Genomic DNA, 25,601 nt, shown 5'->3' on the forward strand with positions numbered 1-25,601 from the left:
ATCCCGTGTCTTATCCTATCATTTCCCGCAATGCGCCCTGACCTGGGCAAAGAACTCATACGGCACGGCCATATTATTGTCAATACCTGTCCCGAGCTCGATTCCCGGACGGTTCGTACCATGGAAATCCGTGCCGCCCGTTGGCAGCAGACTGTATTTGTCAATCATGGCCGCAGCAAACGCCTTATCTTCCTCGGTATAGTTTGGATAATAACGCTCCATCCCATCGAGGCCAAGACTATGCAGATAACAGATAGCCTCTTCCTGCTGCTCACGCGTCAGACCCTTGAGGCCGATATTCTTATGGAAATGCGCCAGTGATGTCACGCCACCCGCCTCATGGATAAGCGGCAGCGCTTCCTCGACCGTAATCGTCTTATTGAGCCCAAGTTCAGCAGCCGCTGGATCGAGATAATTATCCCAGAGGGGCTGCGCCCGGTCATACATGTGCAGCGACACCAGATAGCGCATGATGGCATAGCGGTCAAACGGGCCATCATAGGCAAAGGGACGCACCTTCTCTACGGAAATATCTACGCCCTTGTCCCTGACGTAGGCGATGATTTCCTCGATTTTTCCTTCCTTGACCGCGCGGATCTTCTTATAGACCTTCTGAAACGATGGATGCTCTGGATCGAAGCCAAGGCAGACGATATGCACCTTGCGCTCACCAAAAGTCGCCGCAAGCTCCATGCCCGGGATGAATTCGATACCAGCTTCCCTTGCCGCTGCAGCGGCCTCCGCATTGCCCGCAATAACATCGTGGTCGGTCAACGCCAAAGCCGAAAGGCCACGCTCCTTGGCAAGCCTAACCAGCTCAGCCGGACGGTAGCTGCCATCAGATACCAGCGAATGGACATGCAAATCAACTGTTTTCATTTATATCTTTATCCTTCCCTCGAAATTCCTGTTGTGCCAAAAAGAAATTAAAGACGGCCTCCGCCGCTGGCCGGTTCATGCCTGGCGCCGCCATGAGTTCCTCGACCCCAGCCGCCTTGATGCGGCTGAGCGTGCCGAAATGCGACCATAGCGCCTGCCGGCGTTTCGGCCCGATACCGACGATATGGTCAAGCACCGAGACAAGATTGCGCTTGCCGCGCAGTTTGCGATGATACGTAATCGCAAACCGATGGGCCTCATCGCGAATGCGCTGGATAAGGTATAATGCCTGGCTATGGCGCGGCAGTACCACCGGCTCTGACTCGCCCTCACGGAATACGAGCTCAAACTGCTTGGCCAGGCCAACCACCGGCACCTTTTTATGTCCGGCATGCTGGCGGATGATTTCCAGTGCCGAGGAGAGCTGTCCCTTGCCACCATCGATGACGATGAGGTCTGGCAGCTCATTTTCCGGCAGGCCCACATAGCGCCGCGTCGTTACCTCGCGCATCGACAGGAAGTCATCCGGCTTGCCCTCGGTGCTCTGGATCTTGAAGCGCCGGTAATCCGACTTCTTCGGCAGGCCGCCTTCAAAGACAACCATCGACGCCACAGTCTCACTGCCCTGGATATGTGAAATATCGAAACACTCCATGCGATCAGGCGGATTCCTGAGCCCCAGATAACGCCCGAGCTCCTCGACTGCCCCGCGTGTCTGGTCGTTGGCCTGCTTGATGCGTGCAGCCTCATCCGCCAGATATTTCTGCGCATTGCCCGCAGCCATTGCCACGATATCATGCTTAGTCCCGCGCTGCGGACACAAGATCTGCACCTTGGCTTTGCTTTTCTTCTCACTGAGCCAGGCTTCGAGCAGCTCGCGCTCAGCTGCTGGCAGCTCCAACGGCAGCAATACCTCGCGTGGAATAAACGCGGCCCGATGATAATACTGCTGCAAAAAAGCCGCCAGGATTGCTTCGTCGCTTTCCTCTTCCGTACTCTGCAACAGGAAATGCTCACGGCCAATCATCTTGCCTGCACGAATGAAGAAAATCTGCACAACGACGCCGATTTCCGAACGCGCCATGCCGACGGCATCCTGATCGCCCGAACCTGTGACGATATTCTGCTTCTCTGCTACCTTGCGCACAGCCAGCAATTGATCGCGCAATCGCGCCGCCAGCTCGAAATGATAGGCATCGGCCGCCGCCTCCATGCGGAACTGCAGCTCCCGCTCCACATCATCGGTGCGCCCTTCCAAAAACAACAGCACCGCACGGATCATCGCATCATAATCGACCTTCTCGACCTTGCCGGCACACGGTGCCAGGCAGCGCTTGATATGGTACTCAAGGCACGGCCGCACCTGCAGATGCCTGCAGGTCCGCAGCGGGAACAGACGCCGCAGCAGCTTTAGGCTTTCATGAACTGCCGTCGCATTCGTATACGGGCCAAAATAACGCGCCCCATCCTTCAAGACCCGCCGCGTGATGAACACGCGCGGGAAATCCTCCTGCACCGTCACCTTGACATACGGATAGCTCTTGTCGTCCTTGAGGCTGATGTTATAGCGTGGCCGATGCTTCTTGATGAGGTTGCACTCGAGGATCAGCGCCTCCACCTCGGAATGGGTCATGATGATCTCGAAATCTGCGATATGGGAAACCATCGCCCGCACCTTCGGCGTGTGATTCTTGTTCGACTGGAAATACTGCCGCACACGGTTCTTGAGCACCACGGCCTTGCCCACATAGATGATCTTGCCCTGCTCATTCTTCATGAGATAGACGCCAGGCTTATCGGGCAGCAGCTTGAGCTTTTCCTCTACGATCTCATTCATCGGCTCACTTCCTTTCCTCAATAAATCGATGCTTCTTATTATACTCCATTTGACCGGTCAAATGAAACGCAAAATCTGTATACAGTATAAATAATTCTTCTGAAGAATTGCTATAATAACCGAAAATTATCATTGCATTTATCAGACAACTGTGCTAGAATTCGTTCATGAAGTTTTTGTTAGTAACAGGTACTAATACCAGTTGATTGACACTAATAAACTTATTTAGAATTATTTCTATTTAATTTGTTAAGTTTAGGAGGTAATCCTATGTTTAAACGCATTCTTATTGCTAACCGCGGCGAAATCGCCGTCCGCATCATCCGCGCCTGCCAGGAGCTCGACATCGAGACCGTAGCCGTATACTCCGAGGCCGACGCCAAGGCACTGCATGTCCGTCTGGCTGACCAGTCAATCTGCGTTGGCCCGGCAGATGCCATGGAAAGCTACCTGAATAAAGACTCCATTCTCGCTGCTGCCCGTGAATCCGGCGCCGATGCCATCCATCCGGGCTATGGCTTCCTCTCCGAGGATGCTGACTTTGCCGAGAAGGTCACGAAAGCTGGCATCACCTGGATTGGACCGATGCCGGAAACCATCCGTCTTGTCGGTGACAAGGATATCGCCCGCGCCTCGATTGCTCCGTCGGGCATCCCGATGGCCAAAGGCAGCGACCCGCTGACCAGCAACGAGGAAGCGATGAAGGCTGCTGAGGAAGTCGGCTATCCGGTCATCCTCAAGCCAGTTGCTGGCGGCGGCGGCAAGGGCATGTGCGTAGCCCGCAACGAAGAAGACCTGCGCAACATCCTGAACCTGCTCGTCGACATCACGAAGACGAAATACTACTTCGAGCATTACATCGAGCGTTCGCGCCATATCGAGGTACAGATTGTCGCCGACAACTACGGCGAAGTCCTGCACCTGGGCGAGCGTGAGTGCTCGCTGCAGCGCCGCAACCAGAAACTCCTCGAGGAGTCGCCGTCGATTGCTCTGACCCAGGATATGCGTGAGCGCGTCGGCCAGCTCGCTGTCAAGGCTGCCAAGAGTGTCCACTACTCCAACATCGGCACCGTGGAGTTCCTGCTCGACCTCTCGAACAACGAATTCTACTTCATGGAAATCAACCCGCGCATCCAGGTCGAGCACGGCATCACCGAGGCTGTCACGGGCATCGACCTCGTCCGCACCCAGATCCGCATCGCTGCCGGTGAGGCCCTCGAATTCACGCAGAAAGACGTCACCTTCACGGGACATGCTATCGAGTGCCGCATCAACGCCGAGGATCCGGACAACAACTTCCTGCCGTCCCCGGGCGACATCACCTTCCTGCATGAGCCCAGCGGCCCCCGCGTCCGTTTCGACAGCGGTGTGACGGCCGGCCTTGCCATCGAGCCATACTATGACTCGATGATCGCCAAGATCATCGCCCATGGCCGCACGCGTGGCGACGCCATCAAAATCATGGAGCGTGCCCTCAAGGAATTCCGCATCGACGGCGTCAAGACGACCGTATCGCTGCACAAGAAGATCCTCAAGGACACCTACTTCCGCACGGGCAACATCGACACCCAGTTCATCAAGAACCGCATGGACGTCTACGAAGCCCTGCCGAAAGACACGAGCGACATGAACGAAGAAGAACTCGCCAACACCATCAGTGAAGGCATGTACTTCGCTTAATCGAATACTGAAACATCGTTCTCTTTTTCGAGAACGATGTTTTTTATTGCACATATATAAAATAAGCACTACAAGTCATTGCAATTTCATTGACTTTACCTACATATCAGCTGTAAAATATACGTATAGGAGGGATCAGTATGGCTACAGCAACAATACAAGTGCGCATGGATTCAGCATTGAAAAAAGAAACCGAAGCTGCACTCAAAAGCATGGGACTCAACATGTCCACAGCAATCCATCTTTTCTGCCGTCAGGTTGTGAACCAAGGGCGCATTCCTTTTGATATTGTCGCCCCCAACATCCCCAATGCAGAAACCAGAAAAGTTTTAGACGACGCTCTGGCAGGAAAGAATCTTAGTCGTTCCTTTTCTACAGTAGACGAAATGTGGGATGACCTGAATGCTTAACGTCCGTTACTCTACAAAGTTCAAAAAAGATTTCAAACTAGCCAAAAAGCGTGGTCTTCCGATGCACGAACTAGAACTACTCGCCTATCGTACAGGAACACATAGTGACTTATTTCAATAACACCGCACAGAAGGCATCGTTCTCATTTCTTGGAGAACGATGCCTTCTTGCTGTCTACCTTCAGATTTTCCTGTAGCTCAAAATCAACCAGCCGCGAAAAGAACTCCTGCTTGTCCGCTGGCAAGCGCCGATACCGCTCAAGCAGAGAAATTTCCTCTGGCAACAGACGGCTATCATCTGGCTGAAAGCCTAACAAATCATCCACACGCACCTGAAACAATGCCGCAATCTTCATCAGCATGACATTGTTCGGACTGCGCTGTCCTGCCTCATAGTTTGCATAGGTAGCCCTGCTGATGCCCAGCCTATCGGCCACATCCTGCTGCCGCAGTCCACGAGCCGCGCGTATGCTCTGGAGATTCTTCGAAAGCTCCGTCATACCCTCACTTCCTCTGCTTCGTCTCCACCTTTCCTCCGCCTGCCATATCCCCCAGCGCATACTCACAGCACTGCTGCACCAGATTGTTGACCGATACCCCCTGTGCCGTTGCCACTTCAGTGAGCCGCTCCAACAAATCTACAGGCAGACGAAATGTCTTATTCATCATCTCAGAGTTTTTCTTTACTACAAACATTCAATCGCCTCACTATCTTCAAACTCGAAATAACGCATAACATCCTTATCTCACTTACCTCTTCGGCAATGCAAATCAAATTTCTGTGGCATTTTATCTAAATCCTATCCTCGAACCAATGTAGTTTCATCACCAGTTTTCATATACTGCATTCCGTTATATTTTCTCTCCGATGGTTCGTATTCCTTATTTATAACGCTTTTACTCGGTTCGTAGTCCTTAGTCTCAATCGATAAGATATCCAGCAACACATGAATCATATCATCTGTCATAAATGGCCGATCAACAGAAGCAGCTATCCTACTAGTTAACGCTGGACGCTTTTTGCTAAAAGAATCAGAAGTCCAAATCAACATCGGTATTTCTATCATGTGTTTTGTCCCCTGTGATTCCGTATGCCCTACAAAATCTCTATCTTCATAAACCTCATCCGCATGATCAGATACATATATGACTATTGCATCCTCATTTTTAAATTTCTCAATAATGGAATCTACAATATAGTCATTATATAATACAGCATTATCATATTCAGCTCGAATCTGTTTTTGCCTCACATCGCTCCCCTTCGTTTCGTCATCCGCTTTGAATTTTGCAAATTCTTGCGGATAACGTTTGTCATATGATCCATGAGTCCCCATAAGATGAACTACAACAAAATTCTTCTCTGCAAAACCCATATTATCCAGCATCGGCAATAATGCTCCATCCGGCAACGAGCTATCCTCTCTGCTTTCGCGAATCTCTGTAAAATATTTCTCAGTGCATCGTTTAGAATAGAACTTATCTAAACTCCAAACGCCAGAAGATTCCTGATTCGACAACCACACTGTACGATAATTCGTTTGCCGTAGAATATCAAACAGATTATCATAACGGAACCATTCATCATCCATGCCTCGACGATAAAAAGTGAACAACTCTCGCATAACCGTCAATGTATGTGAATGATGGCTAATAACATCAGAAAAAACATACAGACCCTCATTAGATTTACGCTTACTCAACAATGGATTTGTATTCAAATCATAGCCATACAAACTCATGTGATTCCGGCTTGTTGATTCACCAACTATAAAAATTACATAAGGGATATCGCTATCATCTCGAGTTATTGAAACAACATTTTTCGAGGCTTCTTTTTCGTATTTTTCGTATGCTTTAACATTTTCATACCCAACTTGTACAATATGAAACAATCGCATAATAGGAACATCTTGATTAGTGGCCATCCACCACTGGTTTAAGCCTAATCTTCCCATGTCAACAGCACCAAAAGCAAAAACAAAAGCGACAAGCATCCCCCCCCAGAGGACACGTCTTTCTATCCATTCCGCCCATTTCACTATAAGTCCAATACCTAAAATACTGATTGCCAAAACCAATAAATATCTAACAGTCACAAACTGTTCCACATACTCCAAAGCTTCATGTTTATTAGTCGATATAATCACATCAAACATACCTGTATTAAACGGATATCCATACTGATACACAGAAAAACAATCTAAGAAGAAAGCAGTTCCTGCAATAGCGAAAATAATGAGTGCAGCAATTCTATGCAAACACTTATGCTTTATCAAGGATAAGATAAAGCATAAAGCTAATGCTCCAAGAAGGCTACGTTCTAAAACCACCAAAGAATGCAATTTAGATCCACTTACGATTTGATAAAATAAATAAGGCGTATTCAAAAATATCAATAAAAACATATAAAAAACAGAAAAGTTTTCACTTTTGTATTTTTTCAATCTAGATAAACAACGAATACACCTCATAACAATCTCCTAAACACTCGCAACATACCCCATAAAGTTTTGTTTATTCTCCAACGCCGTAGTCGTCGGACGCCCCAAATCTTCCCGTGCACCGATTGCACTTGCTACCTCGATAAAGCGAAGACCTGCCGTTGTCTTTGCAGCTTGCAGTGCTTTGTCTAGTTCTGCAAAAGATGCTGCCTGGCTTACCATATCATAGCCGCAAGCCTTTGCAACAGCTGGCAAATCAGCACTCTGCGCCACAGTCGGCATCCCACCTACGGTTTCATGCGCGCCGTTATTGATGACGATATGCACGAGATTCTGTGGTTTCACAGATCCCATGACCGCCATCGCCCCCATATGCATAAGCACTGCACCATCGCCATCGATGCACCAGATTTTCTGTTCTGGTTTATTGATGGCTACGCCCAGCGCAATCGAGGAAGCATGCCCCATCGAACCTACCGTCAGGAAATCGTATTTATGACTCTGCCCATTTGCCTCTCGCGTTTCAAAAAGCTCACGGCTGGCTTTACCTGTCGTCGAGATGATTGGATCTTCGCCCGACACCGCAACGATATGCTGGATGATTTCCTCACGCAGCATCTGATTATCGTTCTTATAGATGACTTTCTCCTCATAGGAAAGAGCGCCCTTGCGGATGACAAAGGCCACATTCTTGCCTTTCTGTAAGGATGCATTGTATTCCGTCATCACAGACTGCAGCTCATCGACCGTCGTCTCCTTGCTGATGACAAAGCTCTGGATATCCATATCATCCAGCAGCTTTATCGTTACCTGTCCCTGATAGATATGCTGCGGTTCATCATGAATGCCCGGCTCACCACGCCAACCGATGACAAAGATCATCGGAATCGCATATACCTTATCACTTAGCAGCGATGCGACCGGATTAATGATATTGCCCTCGCCGCTGTTCTGCATATAGACAACGGGCACTTTGCCGGTAGCCAGATGATATCCTGCCGCCAGCGCCGCACAATTTCCCTCATTTGCTGCAATGATATGATGCTCCATGTCGATACCATAGGTATGCATCAGATATATCCAATGGACGAATCGCACAGGAACCGCTGACTTCGTTCAAAGCATTTTCCGCATAGCAGGAAGTGTTTCCCGTCTCACAGAATGCAACGATTTTCGTCAGCCAAGTTCCCCAATCTTCTTTCGTCAACTTGTAAAGCGGCTGCGCAACCATTGCCTTCTCAAAGAATTCAATGCCTACCTTCTGGATCTTATCATCAACAACAACAGCCTTGAAATCTTTCTGCGGCAGTGCCTCCGTCGAGCTGACCGCCATGACACTGCCCTCCGCAGCCATGAGCTGGTCAAACACAGAATTCTCGAAAACTAGATCCCCATGCATCAGGATAAGGTCCGTATCCTGCAGATACTCTTTCGCCTTGAAAATCGAATAGATGTAGTTCGTGTCCTTGAATTTATCATTATGGACAAAGGTAATCTTCAACGGCAGATCAAGCCCCTGCACATACTTCACCAGGACATCTGCAAACGCACCAGTCGTGATAACCACTTCATCTACACCAGCATCCACAAGACTCTGCAGCTATCTGCTAAGAATCGTCTCCCGACTGGAAATCTCCGTCATGCACTTGGGTTGTTCTGCCGTCAAAACGCCCATACGAGTTCCCATACCAGAATTTAAAATCAATGCCTTCAAAACTATCTCCTCCAACAAGTTATCAATAACAATAAATTCGAGCAATCATCTTCTGCATGAAAGCACGATTTCACATATTTTATCCACTACATCAAAGTTCAAATCTGCATAAAGTGGTAATGTCAATACATGTTTACTCATATGCAAAGCAACAGGTGTTTTATTGACATCATATTTATTATGAAAACACTCAAACGTATTGGTCAGTGGATAGAAATATTTTCTAGCCCCTATCCCCTCTCTTCCCAGTGCTTCAACCACTTCATTCCGCGTAGATCCGAATTTTTTCTCTTCAAAGATTACCGGGAAATATGCGTAATTAGGCTCTACATCTTTTTGAATAGGATTAAGCTGTAATCCTTCTACATTTTCTAGGTGCTCACGATAACGTTCTACCACAGCTTTACGCTTGTTTATTTCTTCATCCACATGGCGTAAATTACAAATCCCCATTGCCGCACAAAATTCATTCATTTTTGCATTAGCCCCCACTGCATCTACACACTCTGGGCCTCGAATACCAAAATTCTTCAGTCGATAAAGTTTTAACCCAAACTCTTCATCTTTAAAACAAGCTGCACCACCTTCAATACTATTAAAAACCTTTGTCGCATGAAAACTAAAGCAAGAAACGTCACCAAAAGTTGCCGTACTTTTACCTTTATATTTCACGCCAAAAGTATGCGCAGCATCATATATAACTTTCAACTCATATTTTTTTGCAATACGTTCAATTTCTTCTATATTGCAGACATTCCCATAAACATGTACTGGCATTATCGCAGATGTTCTATCTGTAATAAGGGATTCTATCTTATTTACATCCATGGTAAAATCATCTGGACTAATATCACAAAAGACCGGTGTCAATCCATTACGGACGATTGCATGCGTTGTCGACGCAAACGTGAACGGAGTCGTAATGACTTCTCCTTGTAAATTCAATGCCTGCAATGACAATTCCAATGCCATATGCCCATTAGTAAATAAGTCAATATTTTGTACTCCTAAATACTCCTTTAATTCTCCTTGAAACGTTTTATGCTTAGCCCCCATGTTCGTAAGCCAATGACTGTCCCATATATCTTTAATTTCTTCAACATACTCATCCATTCTAGGTAACGAAGACCTAGTAACAAGAATACTATTTGCCAAGATTTACCGTCTCCTATCCTAAATAACATCTTTATATTGAAACTACTTCTTCGTAATGCGATTTTCTTTTATCTTCAGGGGAAGTTTCATATATTCACCATAAAGCTCATCCAAAAACAGCATCAGAATTCGAAGGTCCATAAAATAACTCATCTGAAAACTTATATTTTTTCAACGGGAAAATATCATCATAATAAAAACCATAATCTGAAATCAGATTCGACATAATCAATTTACTACCACTAGAGATTTTCTTTCGCATCTTAGCTATATCTTCTTGCCGCCGGTCATATTCTTCTTGTGTTATCAAATCCTTCTTCAATCGCCTATCGATATACAATTGATATTCATTTGCTTTTTGTATATACAGTTCTGATTGCTTGCAAAACTTAGCCCGATATAAATCAACGTTAAGCCCTTTATGTGCATAACAGCTGTCTTGTGGATAGCATTTATACGTTGTCATAGTATTTAAATCTTTTACCCTAGCCCACCCATGAAAGAATAACGGCTCCGACTTTTCATCCTCAACAAACATATCATCTGGTAATTCATTTCTCAAGCATTCGATTGCAGCATCATATTCATCATCGAACAAATAAAAATCGAAGTCATCATCCCAAGGAATAACCCCCTTATGTCGAACAGCTCCCAAAAGTGTACCATATGCAATCATGTATTTGAAATTATTCTTCTCTAAAGCATCTCTTATTACCACTGACATTTCAAAGAGCCTTCTCTGAATATCTTGCAAACTATATACTTTCATGTAAAATTCACCTTCAACAGAACATCCACATCATCCGGCGCAAATACAGGTATGCCACAATTATCTTTTACATCGCATCGTTCCGCATAAGAATCATCGATAAATATAGCTTTTTCGCCACAGATGTAGTCTGATTTTTTCTCATCTTTAGTTATATGGATAACCTCATCAAATATATCCAGTAGCCGAAGTGACTTCAAGTTCTCATATAAATCACCATCATGCCGAGAAAGCAAAACCACTTTAATATTAGAATTTCTGCATTGGAATAAAAAAGATACCAGCAATGCATTCACCTTATTATCTCCCAATTTTATGCAGTCATCATAGTCAATAAATACAATATCATACACCAAATCACATCTATACCTGCAATTTAGCGCCCTATCCATTACGACCTTACAATCATTCAGCAATATCCTAACATCATAATCAAATGCATCAAAAATACTCAACAGTGCAAAATTAACGCCAATCGCTCTTGCCACTCCTGATGAACCACCAAAACGAGCTGCTATCTCTAAAAGGCATAGCTCACCACTTGAAGTTTCCTTGACTTGCACAAACCAGGCACCACGAAAGGCAATCGCGTCATTTATTTTACTCGCGAATGCAAAAAACCTTTTTTGATCATCCTCATAGCTTGTGTTCACACTGATACCATTTCGGATGCGATTCCTGCATCTTGCTGAAGCAAAATGCAACTCGCCATGCCTATCGGTAAAACAATCTATCGTGTATTCTTGCCCAGATAAATATTCTAACAGTAAATATTCTTCGTCTTTTTCACGCAGAAACGATTCTACCTCTACATAACTATCAATTTTTTTTGTCCCCCTTGCCCCATACCCGATAGTCGGTTTTGCAAACACAGGATATTCACGAATGTTTTCTTTAGTGTATACAACTGGCACACGTACTATGTCTTTTAGTTTTTCATAAGTTTTTCGTTTAGATAAACATATTGCTGTAGTTTCTTGACATGATGTTATGACTTTACATCCTAGATATTCCTCATTTTTCTTCAATACAGCAATTACCGAATCCATTGCCGGATAGATTGCATCAATATTGCGTTCACAAATTATCTCTTTTAATGCTGGTAGAAAGTTTTCATCATGAATCTGTGGAACATCACCGATATAATCATCATATGCATACTCTCCATGATCATGAACAGAACTCGCACCTATCAAATGAAAATATGTTGAAAACTTAACACTTCTCCGAATCTCTAAACCAATTTCAGACCCACACGGAAACACCATAACATTTTTCATCTATTCTATACCTTCATTCTTGTTTTTCATTTTTAAAAAAACTTCATAAACATATCTAAGAGATTTTAACTTAAACAGCCACGCCATCGATATGTAAGCCACACCTCCCGCAACAACTTGAAAAAAAATAACCATAGCCAACGGCAATTCAACTCGCCCAATCAGCCAAACTATTCCGCCAGCCATAACAGCCAATATGATAGCTGGTAAAATATCTCTCATTTGTTGGAAATATCCGTATTTAAGCAGTTTATGATTTGGCCAGGAATTTACTAGCTGACTTATTCCCGACATGACCAATAAGCCATACGCCATAACCAACAATCCATATTGCATCGTGTATAATAAAACAGCTATACCAACAATCTTTTTTATTACTTCCATCCCCAAGAACAAATCACTTCTCCCCAACGCCTTAATCGCATTGAGATTTGCAGTATGAAGAGGATAAAACATATAGATGATACAATAAACAACAAAAAAAGGAACACATGGCAGCCATTTGTCGGTTAAAACAAGCATAACAATATTTTCAGCAGAAAAAGCCATAATCATCATTATCGGTGCCATAATGAAAATACTTGTTTCCATCGCATGACGCGTCATCTCTTTCACCCTGTTATGATCCTCTTGTACATTTGACATTACAGGAAGTAAAATACTATCAATGGATGCGTTGATATTAGTCACTATTAAACTAGGGAATTTTTGGCCTTGATTAAAATAGGCTAAATCACTCGGTGAATAGAACTTACCAATCAGCAACTGCCAAAGCTGATTATACCCTGTGTCTAATACTGCAGACAGGAGCAATTTCCAACCGTAAGAAAACAAACCTGCTACACGACGAAAAGAAAAGTTCATAGACGGACGCCAAGATATAATCTTATCAACAACTATAACTCCAGCTATATTATTTATTAATTGCTGAGCAACCAATGCCCATACTCCCACTCCTTCTATAGCCATACCTATTCCAACTACAGCAGACAATGCAGAAGAGACAAGCGTTGCATAAAAATAACACTTGAACTTCATTTTTCTTGATATATACGCCTGCTGAACACTACGCCAAGCAGCTATTATCAAGGTAATCCCCATCACGCGGATAAGTACTGTCAATTCGGTGACAGAATAAAATCTTTCTATGTAGGGAGCACATAACCACAATGCAACATATAATATTACCCCGATAAATGTATTCAGGATAAATACAGAAGAAAAATCCAGCTCATCTGCATCTTTTTTCTGTATCAATGCTACCCCCATACCATTGTCAACAAAAACAGATAGAATTGTTAAAAAAATTTGCACCAATGCAACAAGTCCATAATCTTCAGGCATCAGAATTCTAGCCAGAAAAACCGTTACAACAAACGAAATTCCTTGTGAGCCACAACGTTCTGCAAATTTCCAAAACAAATTTAAAACAATATCATATTTCGTAAAAGCCATTTTTCTCAACTCATCATTTTCGTCAATCTCATCTTCAAGCCTTTCAGCACCATATATAGAACAGGAAATCTTTTTATGATACGCACCAATTTATGCTTACAAATCATCCATTTAACAGCATTAGAATCACAGACCGACAATTCGTTAATAATAGTATTCCATTTTTCAGCAGGATATACTCCCTCTAAATACATTCCTAACGATGACAGTACAACAACATATGCCACATCTTTTCCATATTTATGAGTTGTATAACAATTGAATTCTCCCAACCACGAACGTAGCGTATACAAATGTTTTAAATACTTTTCTTTATCATCAATCATACGATTAGTCCATGATCCTTCATTTATCCACCTGTATTTTGCCATTACTCGGGGGATATAATGCACATTCCCAGATACCCCCAATAGCAACTGCACCGGATAATCTGTTATATCAGCCATTCGAACAAACGCAGGCAAATCTCCCTTAACATATTTACTACGGAAGAACAATGAACAAGTCGCTTGAAATCCTCCACCGCCTCGAATCAATTCACGTATAGAAAAATTACGTTCACAATCTCCATGTTTATCATTACATACCACAATTTCATTCTTTAGATATTCTACAGGATGGAACACACAAGCACAGTCTTTGTGTTTACTTATATAATCATACTGAATCTTTAATTTATTATTATCCGTCCAATAATCATCTCCTTCACAAATAGCTATATATTCTCCACGTGCTAACTTGAACAAGTTATGCATGATTTGAACACCTTTTGAATATTGATTCTCCTTTTGAAAAATCGGCCTTATAATATCAGGATATTTTTCATAGTATTCTTTTATTATATCTGCTGAATCATCTTTAGACGCATCATCGTGAATCAAAATTTCATATTTAAAATCCACTTTTTGATTAACAAATCCTTCTAATGTTTTCCTTAAATATTTCCCATGATTGTATACAGTGCATAATACACTGACCATGCCAACTTCAATATCACTCTCACCATTCATATATATATCCATTCTAACCAAACACACCCCAATATAATTCCTACTTTTTTATAAAAACATCAACACATAATCCATAAAACAGGATTCGAGCATTCGTTACAAATATTCCCCCACAGCATGAAATCACACAGTCCACATGGTTGCGCATAAATTTAGTCCATTCTCGCAAAGCTCTTACAGTATGAAAAAACACCTTGGGATAGTAACTTCACAAACTCTCCACAGCACACAAGTACTTCCTGCAAGATATTTTGAACGATTCCTCTATTTTCAGGACTTGCTGCGAGCTTGTAATCCATAAAACCGTATGAAGAAAAATTCTTCTATTTTGTTAAACAAATTATCTATCGCCCCATCATCTGTTACCACAATATGACAATCACACTGCACCTGCATAAGTACCATTTAAGCGTCAGTCGCAACTTTTCCCAAACAGGACGATAAGAACAAACCACAACACTGCAATCATAGAGTTCGGTTTTACTTGGCATCTAAAATCATTGCCTTCCTTTAAAGTTTTACCCACTGTCCCATAGATTCATCCTAAACCTTCATAACTTTTGCAGGACTGCCAACAACAATAGAATTTGCAGGGATATCGTGCGTCACTATACTATGACTGCCAATAATGCATCCTTCACCAATGAATTCCCATATCAACCACTCCAGTTACGCACGAATACCAGTCAGCAGCTCTGAAGTTTTCTTTTGCATCAGCTCTTCATTCTGACGGGTCTCCACGTTCAGTCTTATGACTGGTTCCGTATTGGACTTGCGCAGATTAAAGCGCCAATCCTCAAACTCTACCGATAAACCGTCAAGCCGCGTTATCTTGCCTTTCGGACCATACTCTGCTTCGATGCGTTTCAGGACTTCATCCGCATCCTTGACCTTGCTGTTGATTTCCCCTGAGCATGGATATCGATCCATACGTTCCTTCATCAGTTCTGACAAGGTTTTATCTGTATTGGAAAGCAGTTCCAACACCAGCAGCCACGGAATCATGCCACTGTCGCAATAGGAAAAATCACGGAAATAGTGATGCGCACTCATCTCGCCACCATAAATGGCATTCTCCTCGCGCATCTTTTCCTTGATAAAGGCATGTCCGCTCTTGGACATCACTGGGATGCCACCGTTTTCCTTGACCAACTCTTCGGTATTCCAGATCAGTCGCGGATCATAGATGATCTTCTCACCAGGATTCTTCTGCAGGAACGCTTTGGCAAGGAAACCTACCATATAGTAGCCCTCGATGAAGTTTCCTTGCTCATCGAACATGAAACAGCGGTCAAAGTCCCCATCCCATGCAATACCTGCATCAGCGCCAGACTCACGCACAGCTTTGGCGGTGGACTCACGATTCTCTGGCAGCAGCGGATTCGGCACACCATTCGGGAAGTTGCCATCCGGCGTATGATGAACCTTTACCAGCTCAAAGGGCAGATACTTCTCCATCACATCAAGGATTGGCCCTGCGGCACCGTTGCCGGCATTGACCACGATTTTCAATGGTTTCAGCTTGGCTACATCCACATAGGACAGGGTATGCTTCACGTAATCTTCCACGATATCCAGCTTCTCGACTCGGCCAACGCTCTCTGCCTTAGCCGGAAGTTCACCATCTGCTACCTGCTTTTCCAATTCCCGCAGTCCCGTATCTCCTGAAATCGGACGGGCTTCCTGCCGGACAAACTTCATGCCGTTGTATTCCTTAGGATTATGGCTGGCAGTGATCATGATGCCGCCGTCCAGCTGCAGATGTGCTGTGGCAAAGTAAATCATCTCCGTACCACATTGCCCGATGTCGATGACATCGCAGCCAGACTCCGTAAGACCTTTTACCAATGCCGCCTTCAAAACTGGGCCAGACAAGCGGATATCATTTCCCACGACAACTTTTCTCGCCGAGAACAGCTCAGGAAAAAATCGCCCAATACGGTAAGCTATCTCTTCATTTATGGTATCCGGATAAATACCCCTGATATCGTAAGCACCGAATGCCTCTACGCAAAAACTCATATAATCCTTCCTTATTCTGGGTCTGCAAACCTTACTATGTCATCCTCGCCGATGTAGGCTCCATTCTGTATCTCAATCAGCTCCAAAGGGATCTTGCCTGGATTGGCCAACTGATGTCTTACCGTCTGGGGAATGAATACGGACTCTTCCTCATGGATGAACATCCGCTCTTCCCCACGCACGACTTCAGCCGTACCGCGCAGGACTACCCAATGCTCTGTCCGATGGTAGTGCATCTGCAATGCCAGTTTCTTGCCAGGCATCACCCGGACTTTTTTCATCCGGTAGCCTTTGCCCTGGCCAATGATGGAGGATGTGCCCCATGCATGGAAAATTGTAGTATGTTCTACGACCTCTTTACGGTTCATAGATTTAAGCTTTTCCACCACATTTTTTACCTTTTGGGATTCCCCCTTTTTTGCAACTACAATCACATCATCAGTTTCAACCAATAGCAAATCATCAAGGCCAATACCAGCAATCAAACGGTCACACCCTATAATCAGGGAATCCTTGCATTCAAAAGTCAAAACATCACCTTTGACGGCATTACCGTTATCATCCTTGGGAAGAATATCGTACATCGCATCCCAAGAGCCAATATCATTCCAATAACAGGACATTTCCACCATGCACACATTTTTTGACCGCTCCGCTACAGCGTAATCAATGGAAATTTCCGGCAAGTTAGCAAAGTTTTCCAACATCTGCTTATAACCTGCATCCATCTGCTGAGCAATTTTCGGCTGCCAGGTTTCCAATTCACGTTTTATTGTTTCCAAAGTAAAAGCAAACATCCCGGAATTCCAAAAATAATTACCCACTGCAACATATTTTTCTGCCGTTGCTAAATCTGGTTTTTCTTTAAAAGAAACCACCTGCATAACATCATCAAACTTTTTACCAGCTTCAATATACCCATAACCTGTTTCCGGCTTTTTGGCAGGAATGCCGAACGTGACCCATTTACCGGTCATCGCTTCTTTTTCAGCCGTACGCATACATTGCTGAAATTTGTTCAAAGGCCGTATTACATGGTCAGCTGCAGCCACTAGCAAAACTTCCTCATCAGCACAGCCAAGTTCCGAACGACAAAACTCTACACCAAGTGCAATAGCCGGAGCCGTGTTGCGAGCAACAGGCTCCAATAGAATATGTGCAGCTTCTGCATGACATTCACTAAGTTCATTCTGCACATGATAGAAGTATTTCTGATTGGTAATTATGACAATATCCTCTGCTGAGACAAATGATATAAATCGCTTCACAGTATGCATTAGTAATGAACAATCATCCTCTAAGCATAAAAATTGCTTAGGATAAGATTTTCGAGATAGTGGAAATAATCGCGAACCACCACCACCGGCTAAAATTAATATTTTCAAGTTTAAATTTCCTCCCATATAGTATGGATGCGAATCAGAAAACTCAAAGGCCACTGTTTACGTGTCTTGAGATGTAGCACATTCCTCAATGTGCCTCCCAATATTCACGATTTCTTCCACTGCTTGCAGCCTGGATTCAACAATTTCTCGCCTCAAATGCGTTACCACAAGAAAAACTCCCAAAAACAGTGAGCGCAGCCATTCAACCTGCAATTGTCATAAAAACGGCTCGCTAATTGCAGCAAAATGCCCACTGGGGTTGAGAATCCTGCGCTCATTTTCAGTCACATCTTTCAAAATTACAGTATTCCAGGCCTATGTAAAAGCATTTCGCCTCACCGCCTTACTGACAACATAGCATTATCCTTTAATCTGCTTGGTTTTCTAATTTACGTAAGGACATTCTAAAAGGTGTCTTAGTTATAATCATCAAATATTCTCCATCACCTTCGTGTTTCAATCACATAATCCCCACAATTTTTTACAACAGAATTGGAACATATTTCACCATTTACCACAACATTCGCTCCAATTACACAGTTATCTCCAATTTTACTGCCGGCCAATATCTTAACGCCGCTACCAATCCAACAATTATTTCCTATACTAACCTCTTTTATGGAAAAACCTTGTTTATGTATTAATTGTGTGTTATCCGAAAACCGATGATTATGATCATATATTTTTACATTCTCGCCAAAAATACAATCATCACCGATTTCAATATGATTGAGCGCCGTAATTGAACAGTTATAATTAAAAAAACAATCTTTTCCAATTTTTAGAGTTGCATTATTTTCTATAATTACATGAAATCCCGGTCGGATAGACACCCTCTCTATGTATATATAGGGCGCATACATTTTTTTTAATATACTCACATACATTCGGCTATAAATACTGTAATATTTTCTGCGTACATATGATAATAATTTTCCTATCATTATTCTCTTCTCCACATTTTTAACATTCGCTTAGCAAAAGCAATAATGAATTTTTTTCGACTTAAAACAAGCTGATCTGCCATTCCATTTTCCAACACAGGATTAACATCCCATATCATTTCCACAAATTTGTTTTTTTCCATTCCCCATGGCGAAGCCGCTAAATATTGCCAAAAAATAATATCAAGACGCGAAGTTTTAACTTTCCATGGTTTGTTATAAGGATTATTAAAGTGTAATATACAATTGTTTATATCTGTTTTATCATCGTTCAAATGGTTAACAAAAACATTATATTTACCGTCGATTATTTTTTTATCTTCTAAAAACATACTGTTTAATGCGTCTTGATCCAAAAGAGGCGCATCAGGATATTTCGTAAGAAAAGCTATGTTATCATTCAAAAAATCATATTTTTCTCTTATTTTTGCAAGATTCATTAACATAACGCCGGCGTTAAAATATTTATCAGTATAGTAATCTTTATCCTTATAAAATTTATACTTTCGAGGCAATCTATTTGGAACAATAGCATGTGATAAAGTATCTCTAACCGCTGCTATGGAGCAATCTGAGATATCAATATTATATAATTCACTTATGTCCATACGACAAATAATATCGCAATCAAGGTACAATACTCGCTCTATAGTTTTTAACTCTTTTTCTATAAAAAATCTAAATAAAGTCCCCGGAGAAAACTCTGCTATAGCTTTGCAATTTAATAATTTTGCAGGTAAATCAACTTTATAAAAAGTTATCTTTGCATTATTATCATCAATCATCTCTATTAATTTATTTTTATTTACATTTCGCAATGTATTATCATGAAGAACATGAAAATGTAATTTTGATTTGTTATGACTATTTATTAATATTGAATATATCATAACGCCTGCATACATACTATACTTACCATCCGGTTCCCAAATAGAAGTAACAATATTAATTTCATCCAACATTAAATATCTTCCCTTTAATATAATTACCAATTTCGCGACTATTTTAAAAGGTTTTGTAGCAAGTAACACTTGCAGATAATTTTTCGATTCTGCATACAATAACAGTTATACATGTACCTCTATTTTCTTTAACATTAAAGCACAAAACTTTAACCAATATAATAATCAAATGTATATTATTACCGTATACGAATCGAATCACTAAGCAAACGAATGTATAATTTCTTCCTTAGTTAAATAAAATATTTATTTCCTCTTTTTTTATGCTCTTCATCATCATAATAAATTCTTTTCGTTTGGTTAACATATCTAAAAAATCTTCTTCTTCAAAAACATGGTTGTTTACCTTTATCATTTCAGCTGCAAAGTCCCCCATATCTCTATGTATATAAATATGTGTCAGTCCATTATACTTAATATTTTCCATTCCAATTGGTGTTGAAATAATTTCCAAGCCGTTTACAATTGCTGTTAAAGTCCTATTCTTGGTCCCCGAGCCAGATGCCAAAGGTATACAATGTACATCTCGTCCAAATCTACATACATCATAATAATCTTCTATAAATCTAACGTATTTCACTTTAACATGACTAATACCACGAAATAATTTTGCAACCCATTCATTATTTTTCCCAAGTACAACTATAAATAATTCTTTAGTCAAATCCTTTTCACGTTTTTTTAATGAACTCACTAGCGCATTTATAGTCACCTCTTGATATGTTTTGGCCAAATCACCAGAAAAAATAAACCGTTTTTCTCCACTACAATCTAATAATTCGTTAACATTTATATCATATTGCTCATTAGATAAAATTGGATGATGTAAGAACCGTACTTTATTAATATCTTCACAACAACGTTTTTTTAGTACTTGCCTTATATATCTTCTATCGTTTTTTCCAACTACAATATATCTATAACATTTATTTATAAGAGCCTTTTCGTGCAATTTGCTTATACATATAAATAATCTACGTATTGTATTTTTTCTAAACCAATTTTGTGTTACTCTATAAAGGCTAGAGGCATTTAATATTAATGAATCAGGACTTACAATTATTGTCTTTTTCCATTGTTTTTTCGACACAATCCAAAATAGATACCCTGGAAAAACAATTATTCTATCATAATCATCATAATCAAAATCTAATTTATTAAATACATACCCCCCCATTTGATAAAATGCTCTTTTGATTTTTCCTTGATGAGGCTCTAAATACATAACATCAATACTATGATTATCGTCTAACTCTTTTTTTATTTCCCATATTAATCCCTTTCCTCCCCCCCAGTCTGAAATCTCTAATTTTTTTCTCTCTATCAGCACTAGTATCTTCATAAGTCAATCTACCCTTCTATAATTTGTTTTAAGCAACGTCCTAAAAAACAATCCCAAAACAAATATATAAAAACAATTCTATGTGCATAAGCTCTCCATATTCATATGACATGTATATCCATGCTTTCAATTTTATGACATGCTAGACATTCCAACACACGATAACTAATCATTTACCATCATTATCATATAGTCTTAAACGGGAAAAATAAATTTGGATAAGCAGATAATCCCCAATAAAATTTCAAACCGCAATATACAAACAAAATAACCCATAATAACAATTTATATTTGATTTTATATGAAACCAGCGCTAAACTTGCCAACAAAAACGACTCAAAACAGAAAAAATATATCGATAATCTACCGACCATAATCCCCATACTGCCTGTAAATGCAATCATTAATACTACACTAAATGTATATAGATTCAATAACCCGTTATAAATAGGAAACTTTCTACTAATTGCATTCTTAAAATAGTACAAACACGGAAGAAAAACAATGCGCCTTGCTATGCTTACTACAATGGCCATTTTGCCATATTCTGTTTCATCTGCCAGTGCATCTGTAACATCAGAACTTGTATATTCTGCCAGTTTAACCATCACTCTTATGTCCGCATCAAACCAATACTCTACAACACTTGTTAATATTTTTTCAAAAACTCCTGTAACAGTTATTAACATCGCTAATAACACAAGATATGTACATTTTTTAGTTCCTATATCCTTATAATATAAATAATACGCTAAAAAGAAAATAATTGCAGTAAAATGAAATTGCATTGCCATCAACACACAAAAAGCAAATTTCAGTTTTTCTCTATCCACAATATATCTAACAGAAAAAAGGCATATTGCAATAGCAATATGTTGTCTTACAGGAAAAATATCTCCATTAAAATTCGCAAAATTTATCCAAACAGCTATTAATGGATAGGGACTAAATTTATATAATGTTTCATATTTCAAACCCACTATAATTAAACTTATTAATCCAAGAAGTATATTATAAGAATCAAAAGTTATTTTCACCAAATAATTTAATATTGCATATCCTGCCTCAAAGCCATATATCGAATTATGCATATATTCATCTAACTCTTCATTACCCATATAAAAGTCATAATACGAATACCAATCCGTACCAGTTTCCCAGCGAACCGCTCCTAATGCCGCAATAAAAAAAGCCAGCAATATAAGTATATTTTTTTTAGCATTACAATTAATATTAAAAAAATCAAAAATACCTGTAATTGAAAATAACAAATATGAAAGTATATATATAAGCATATAATATGTCCTCTTTAATCATATATATCATGACCAAGATCTAATCCTGACTTTTATGACTCTTCTAATATATTTTATGATTGAAAAAATATACACTGCTACAAACATCACTAATGGCAATTTGTTTTTGTTATATAAATCAATAAAATTTTTTAATTCCCCTTTTTCCATTTCTAACATTCTTCCACTTAACCCCGATGAACCATAAAACGGTTTAAATACTCTTGCCAAAGCCCTATCAATATAAACCACCCGATAGTTATTAAACAACAACTCACACCATAACGATGTATCTTCCGCATATCTTTTATCAGTTTTAAATCTATACGGGATACTTCTCTTTAGCATAACACTCGGAGTCATCATTTGATTTTTAAATAGCGCGCGATATTTATTTACATAAAACCATCTGTAATTTTCATCATCGTCTTTATTCTCATCTAAAATCATTTTATGACATGATATATCTATATCATCACTGTTTTCCATAATTCCAAATTGTACTTCTAGTTTATTAAAGAACCAAGCATCATCAGCATCTAAAAAAGCTAAATACTTTCCTTTCGCCTTGTCCCATGCATAATTTCTAGCCTGCCCCGCACCAACATTAACGGCATTTCTTATTATAATAAGCTTTATAATATTCTTATAAGCAGCTTTAATATCCTTTAAAACAGTCCAGGAATCATCGCTACTTCTATCGTCTACTATAATAACTTCTTGTGGTAATACGGTTTGTTCGATTACCGAAGCCACCGCACGTTCGATTGTTGTTGCTGCATTATAACATGGTATAATTACTGAAACTGGCACTACTTTTTTCAAATCATTTTCCATCCCCATTTGTTAAAATAATAAAACGCCGACTTTATATTAATAAGCATTAATTTTATCGAATGATGTGCCCCTTTATTCCATATATGCTTTACTTTATTAGACGGTTCGTACATCGACTTTTTTGTTATATTTATTCTTCTTGTTATATCTGCATCTTCTAAATACATAAATATATTCTCATCAAAACCTCCAATCGATCTATATGTTTCTCCTCGTATGAACATGCAACACCCCGAAGCGTATTCTATACCAAATGTTTCATTATAATCCTTGTCCCTCATTTCATAATAATACTGCCTTTTTCTTAAATACTCACAATTAAAAGACTTCAAAAATCGTCGCATAAACAAATCAAAAAAAGTGGGATTTCTTTTACATAAATATTGTAAATCTCCGTTTGGATATTCAACTCTAGGCACTAACAGTCCTATATGTTCATTTTCTTTCATCTTCTTAGAAAAAACATATAATAGATTATCTGTCAAAAACAAATCAGGATTATATATTAAATAATTTTCAGCGAGGGGATATCTTTCGGCATTTCGATTATGACCATAGCCAAAACCATAATTATACTTAGATTCAACCACATCTATTTTATCGCATTTTATGGATTTTATCAGACTGACTGTGTCATCACTAGAAAAATTATCAAAAACGACTATCTTAAAATCTATTCCTTGAGAATGCTCTATAATTGATTCTATAACCTCTTTAATATTCTCCTGATTATTATATGTAACAATGCTCACAACGAGGCCATTAAAATCCATATTATTATTCATATTCTAATAATCTCCATATATATTTTTCCCAATATCATATTTCTCTAAATCTATAGGTTTTTGTTTTATGCCTGCACCCTCAGTAGCGCTCTTGGTAAATAATACTTTTACCGTCTGTACGATAATAGACAAATCTGTTAGAATACTACAGTTTTCGATATACATAAGATCATAAACAAGTTTGTCAAAGGCTGTCGTATTATACTTTCCATAAACTTGCGCCATTCCTGTAATACCAGGCTTAACATTATGACGATAGGCATATTCCGGAATTTCCTTTGTGAATTGTTCTACGAAAAAAGGACGTTCCGGCCTAGGACCTACTATGCTCATATCACCTACAACCACATTCCAAATTTGGGGCAATTCATCCAATCTTACAGTTCTGAGGAATTTGCCCAGTTTTGTAATTCTTGAATCGTTTTCTTGTGCCAGCATGGGGCCTGTATATTTTTCAGCATCTACCCGCATGGTACGGAATTTGTAAACACGGAACTCTTTACCATTTTTGCCTGTCCTTATTTGGCTGTAAAGAATCGGGCCAGGATCAAAGATCTTGATTGCCAGAGCTGTCACAGCCATAAATGGCAAGGCACAGATAAAGCCAATACCTGCTACTAAAACATCTAACAGACGTTTCAGTGTACGAACTTCCAAACTGGGATAAAGGCTTTGAGGTCTGAATACAGGAATATCATCAATCTTGTCTAAAACAGCTCCCGCACAAAAAATCTCATAGGTGTTCGGGATAAGCATTGCCGTCTTGCCTGTTTGGTGACAGTAGTTTATAACAGCCACTTTGTAGCGATGACGTATTTCCGAACAAAGGATAATCACGTCTATGTTCTCCGACGCTCTTTTCCAGTCGCTCGCCCCCATATCCGTGCAAATATATTTCAGTTTCAAATTTAGTTGCGGCTGTAAGCGCAAACGGTTATACACATGGTCGCATTCCTCGGCAGTACCCATCAGCATTACTGTACGGCTGTTATGAATTTTTTGCTCGAAACTCCAACCTAAGTAACGCCAAGCTATGAGCATTATTCCTTGCAGAATACAACTAAAAGCTACAACACTGCGGGAATAAGAAAACTCCTGTATGAAGAAGCTTAGCGCCATTACTAAAATAAAGGTACACAGGGTTGCCACCGCTGTGCTAAGAATTATTTCAGCAAACCGCTTACACGCAATAGAGTAAAGACCATTGATATTCAAAAGCAGACCACTGATTATCATAATTACGGGAAGCATCCCAGAATATAAATAAATGTTGTTCAGAATAAATTCACGATCTAAGACTATACCCGCAGCAATTATGTAGGCCATTACAATGAAGGCCACATCTCCTAGTAATAGTATTAACTTGCGGGATTTTGGGAAGTTGCGCGTACGCACC

Annotated in this window: 23 protein-coding genes; 2 read left to right on the plus strand and 21 right to left on the minus strand. The window is 40.6% G+C overall.

What is annotated here, in order from left to right:
• Positions 1 to 18 precede the first annotated feature (18 nt).
• Together BM322_RS03550 and uvrC are read right to left on the minus strand one after the other, a co-directional pair.
• Positions 19 to 879, minus strand: a complete 861-nt coding sequence (locus BM322_RS03550) for a PHP domain-containing protein (protein ID WP_075428539.1) — start codon at positions 877 to 879, stop codon at positions 19 to 21.
• Positions 866 to 2,716 (minus strand): excinuclease ABC subunit UvrC, encoded by a 1,851-nt coding sequence (gene uvrC / locus BM322_RS03555; RefSeq protein ID WP_075428540.1) that lies wholly within the window; start codon positions 2,714 to 2,716, stop codon positions 866 to 868. Before uvrC ends, BM322_RS03550 begins: the two co-directional genes overlap by 14 nt.
• Positions 2,717 to 2,986: 270 nt before the next feature.
• On the opposite strand from uvrC, the gene BM322_RS03560 reads away from it, so the two are divergent.
• The gene (locus BM322_RS03560) at positions 2,987 to 4,396 is read left to right on the plus strand and encodes an acetyl/propionyl/methylcrotonyl-CoA carboxylase subunit alpha (protein WP_075428541.1); all 1,410 of its coding nucleotides are present in this window, start codon (positions 2,987 to 2,989) and stop codon (positions 4,394 to 4,396) included.
• 140 nt (positions 4,397 to 4,536) lie between these two features.
• Positions 4,537 to 4,806, plus strand: coding sequence for a type II toxin-antitoxin system RelB/DinJ family antitoxin (locus BM322_RS03565; RefSeq protein ID WP_075428542.1), 270 nt, complete (start codon positions 4,537 to 4,539; stop codon positions 4,804 to 4,806).
• Positions 4,807 to 4,949: 143 nt separating this feature from the next.
• Here the strand turns inward: BM322_RS03565 and BM322_RS03570 are convergent, their stop codons facing one another.
• The 19 genes from BM322_RS03570 to BM322_RS03660 all read right to left on the minus strand — a co-directional run bounded on the left by BM322_RS03570 (position 4,950) and on the right by BM322_RS03660 (position 25,600).
• The gene (locus BM322_RS03570) at positions 4,950 to 5,306 is read right to left on the minus strand and encodes a helix-turn-helix transcriptional regulator (protein ID WP_075428543.1); all 357 of its coding nucleotides are present in this window, start codon (positions 5,304 to 5,306) and stop codon (positions 4,950 to 4,952) included.
• 4 nt (positions 5,307 to 5,310) lie between these two features.
• Positions 5,311 to 5,502: a ribbon-helix-helix domain-containing protein gene (locus tag BM322_RS03575; RefSeq protein ID WP_075428544.1), complete on the minus strand. Its 192-nt coding sequence runs from the start codon at positions 5,500 to 5,502 to the stop codon at positions 5,311 to 5,313.
• 104 nt (positions 5,503 to 5,606) lie between these two features.
• Positions 5,607 to 7,280, minus strand: a complete 1,674-nt coding sequence (locus tag BM322_RS03580) for a phosphoethanolamine transferase (protein ID WP_082334363.1) — start codon at positions 7,278 to 7,280, stop codon at positions 5,607 to 5,609.
• A 9-nt stretch (positions 7,281 to 7,289) separates the two neighbouring features.
• Positions 7,290 to 8,321: a phosphonopyruvate decarboxylase gene (gene aepY / locus BM322_RS03585; RefSeq protein WP_082334364.1), complete on the minus strand. Its 1,032-nt coding sequence runs from the start codon at positions 8,319 to 8,321 to the stop codon at positions 7,290 to 7,292.
• Positions 8,272 to 8,838, minus strand: coding sequence for a DUF6564 domain-containing protein (locus tag BM322_RS03590; RefSeq protein ID WP_075428546.1), 567 nt, complete (start codon positions 8,836 to 8,838; stop codon positions 8,272 to 8,274). Before BM322_RS03590 ends, aepY begins: the two co-directional genes overlap by 50 nt.
• Before the next feature lie 171 nt (positions 8,839 to 9,009).
• Positions 9,010 to 10,077 (minus strand): DegT/DnrJ/EryC1/StrS family aminotransferase, encoded by a 1,068-nt coding sequence (locus BM322_RS03595; RefSeq protein WP_075428694.1) that lies wholly within the window; start codon positions 10,075 to 10,077, stop codon positions 9,010 to 9,012.
• Positions 10,078 to 10,225: 148 nt separating this feature from the next.
• Positions 10,226 to 10,888, minus strand: a complete 663-nt coding sequence (locus BM322_RS03600) for a LicD family protein (RefSeq protein ID WP_075428547.1) — start codon at positions 10,886 to 10,888, stop codon at positions 10,226 to 10,228.
• A complete protein-coding gene (locus BM322_RS03605) occupies positions 10,885 to 12,168 on the minus strand; it encodes an ATP-grasp domain-containing protein (protein WP_075428548.1) in 1,284 nt (427 codons plus the stop codon). The genes BM322_RS03600 and BM322_RS03605 overlap by 4 nt, the downstream gene beginning before the upstream one ends.
• Complete coding sequence (locus BM322_RS03610) at positions 12,169 to 13,623, minus strand: lipopolysaccharide biosynthesis protein (RefSeq protein ID WP_075428549.1); 1,455 nt, start codon at positions 13,621 to 13,623, stop codon at positions 12,169 to 12,171.
• A gap of 5 nt (positions 13,624 to 13,628) precedes the next feature.
• Positions 13,629 to 14,633: a glycosyltransferase gene (locus BM322_RS03615; RefSeq protein WP_177220812.1), complete on the minus strand. Its 1,005-nt coding sequence runs from the start codon at positions 14,631 to 14,633 to the stop codon at positions 13,629 to 13,631.
• Positions 14,634 to 15,302: 669 nt separating this feature from the next.
• The gene (locus tag BM322_RS03620) at positions 15,303 to 16,655 is read right to left on the minus strand and encodes a phosphomannomutase (protein WP_075428551.1); all 1,353 of its coding nucleotides are present in this window, start codon (positions 16,653 to 16,655) and stop codon (positions 15,303 to 15,305) included.
• An 11-nt stretch (positions 16,656 to 16,666) separates the two neighbouring features.
• Complete coding sequence (locus BM322_RS03625) at positions 16,667 to 18,040, minus strand: mannose-1-phosphate guanylyltransferase/mannose-6-phosphate isomerase (protein WP_075428552.1); 1,374 nt, start codon at positions 18,038 to 18,040, stop codon at positions 16,667 to 16,669.
• A gap of 443 nt (positions 18,041 to 18,483) precedes the next feature.
• Complete coding sequence (locus BM322_RS03630) at positions 18,484 to 18,984, minus strand: acyltransferase (protein WP_082334365.1); 501 nt, start codon at positions 18,982 to 18,984, stop codon at positions 18,484 to 18,486.
• Positions 18,984 to 19,946 (minus strand): glycosyltransferase family 8 protein, encoded by a 963-nt coding sequence (locus tag BM322_RS03635; protein WP_075428553.1) that lies wholly within the window; start codon positions 19,944 to 19,946, stop codon positions 18,984 to 18,986. The genes BM322_RS03630 and BM322_RS03635 overlap by 1 nt, the downstream gene beginning before the upstream one ends.
• Positions 19,947 to 20,175: 229 nt before the next feature.
• Complete coding sequence (locus BM322_RS03640) at positions 20,176 to 21,288, minus strand: hypothetical protein (protein WP_075428554.1); 1,113 nt, start codon at positions 21,286 to 21,288, stop codon at positions 20,176 to 20,178.
• Between the two features lie 185 nt (positions 21,289 to 21,473).
• Positions 21,474 to 22,583 carry an EpsG family protein gene (locus BM322_RS03645; RefSeq protein ID WP_075428555.1) on the minus strand — a complete coding sequence of 370 codons (1,110 nt, stop codon included), beginning with the start codon at positions 22,581 to 22,583 and terminating at the stop codon, positions 21,474 to 21,476.
• Positions 22,584 to 22,610: 27 nt separating this feature from the next.
• Positions 22,611 to 23,408 (minus strand): glycosyltransferase family 2 protein, encoded by a 798-nt coding sequence (locus BM322_RS03650; protein WP_075428556.1) that lies wholly within the window; start codon positions 23,406 to 23,408, stop codon positions 22,611 to 22,613.
• Positions 23,405 to 24,205, minus strand: coding sequence for a glycosyltransferase (locus tag BM322_RS03655; protein ID WP_318254518.1), 801 nt, complete (start codon positions 24,203 to 24,205; stop codon positions 23,405 to 23,407). Before BM322_RS03655 ends, BM322_RS03650 begins: the two co-directional genes overlap by 4 nt.
• 3 nt (positions 24,206 to 24,208) lie before the next feature.
• Positions 24,209 to 25,600, minus strand: a complete 1,392-nt coding sequence (locus BM322_RS03660) for a sugar transferase (RefSeq protein WP_075428557.1) — start codon at positions 25,598 to 25,600, stop codon at positions 24,209 to 24,211.
• Between the last annotated feature and the right edge of the window lies 1 nt (position 25,601).

The sequence above is a fragment of the Selenomonas sp. GACV-9 genome (genome assembly GCA_900116485.1).
GTDB lineage: Bacteria > Bacillota > Negativicutes > Selenomonadales > Selenomonadaceae > Selenomonas_A > Selenomonas_A ruminantium_G.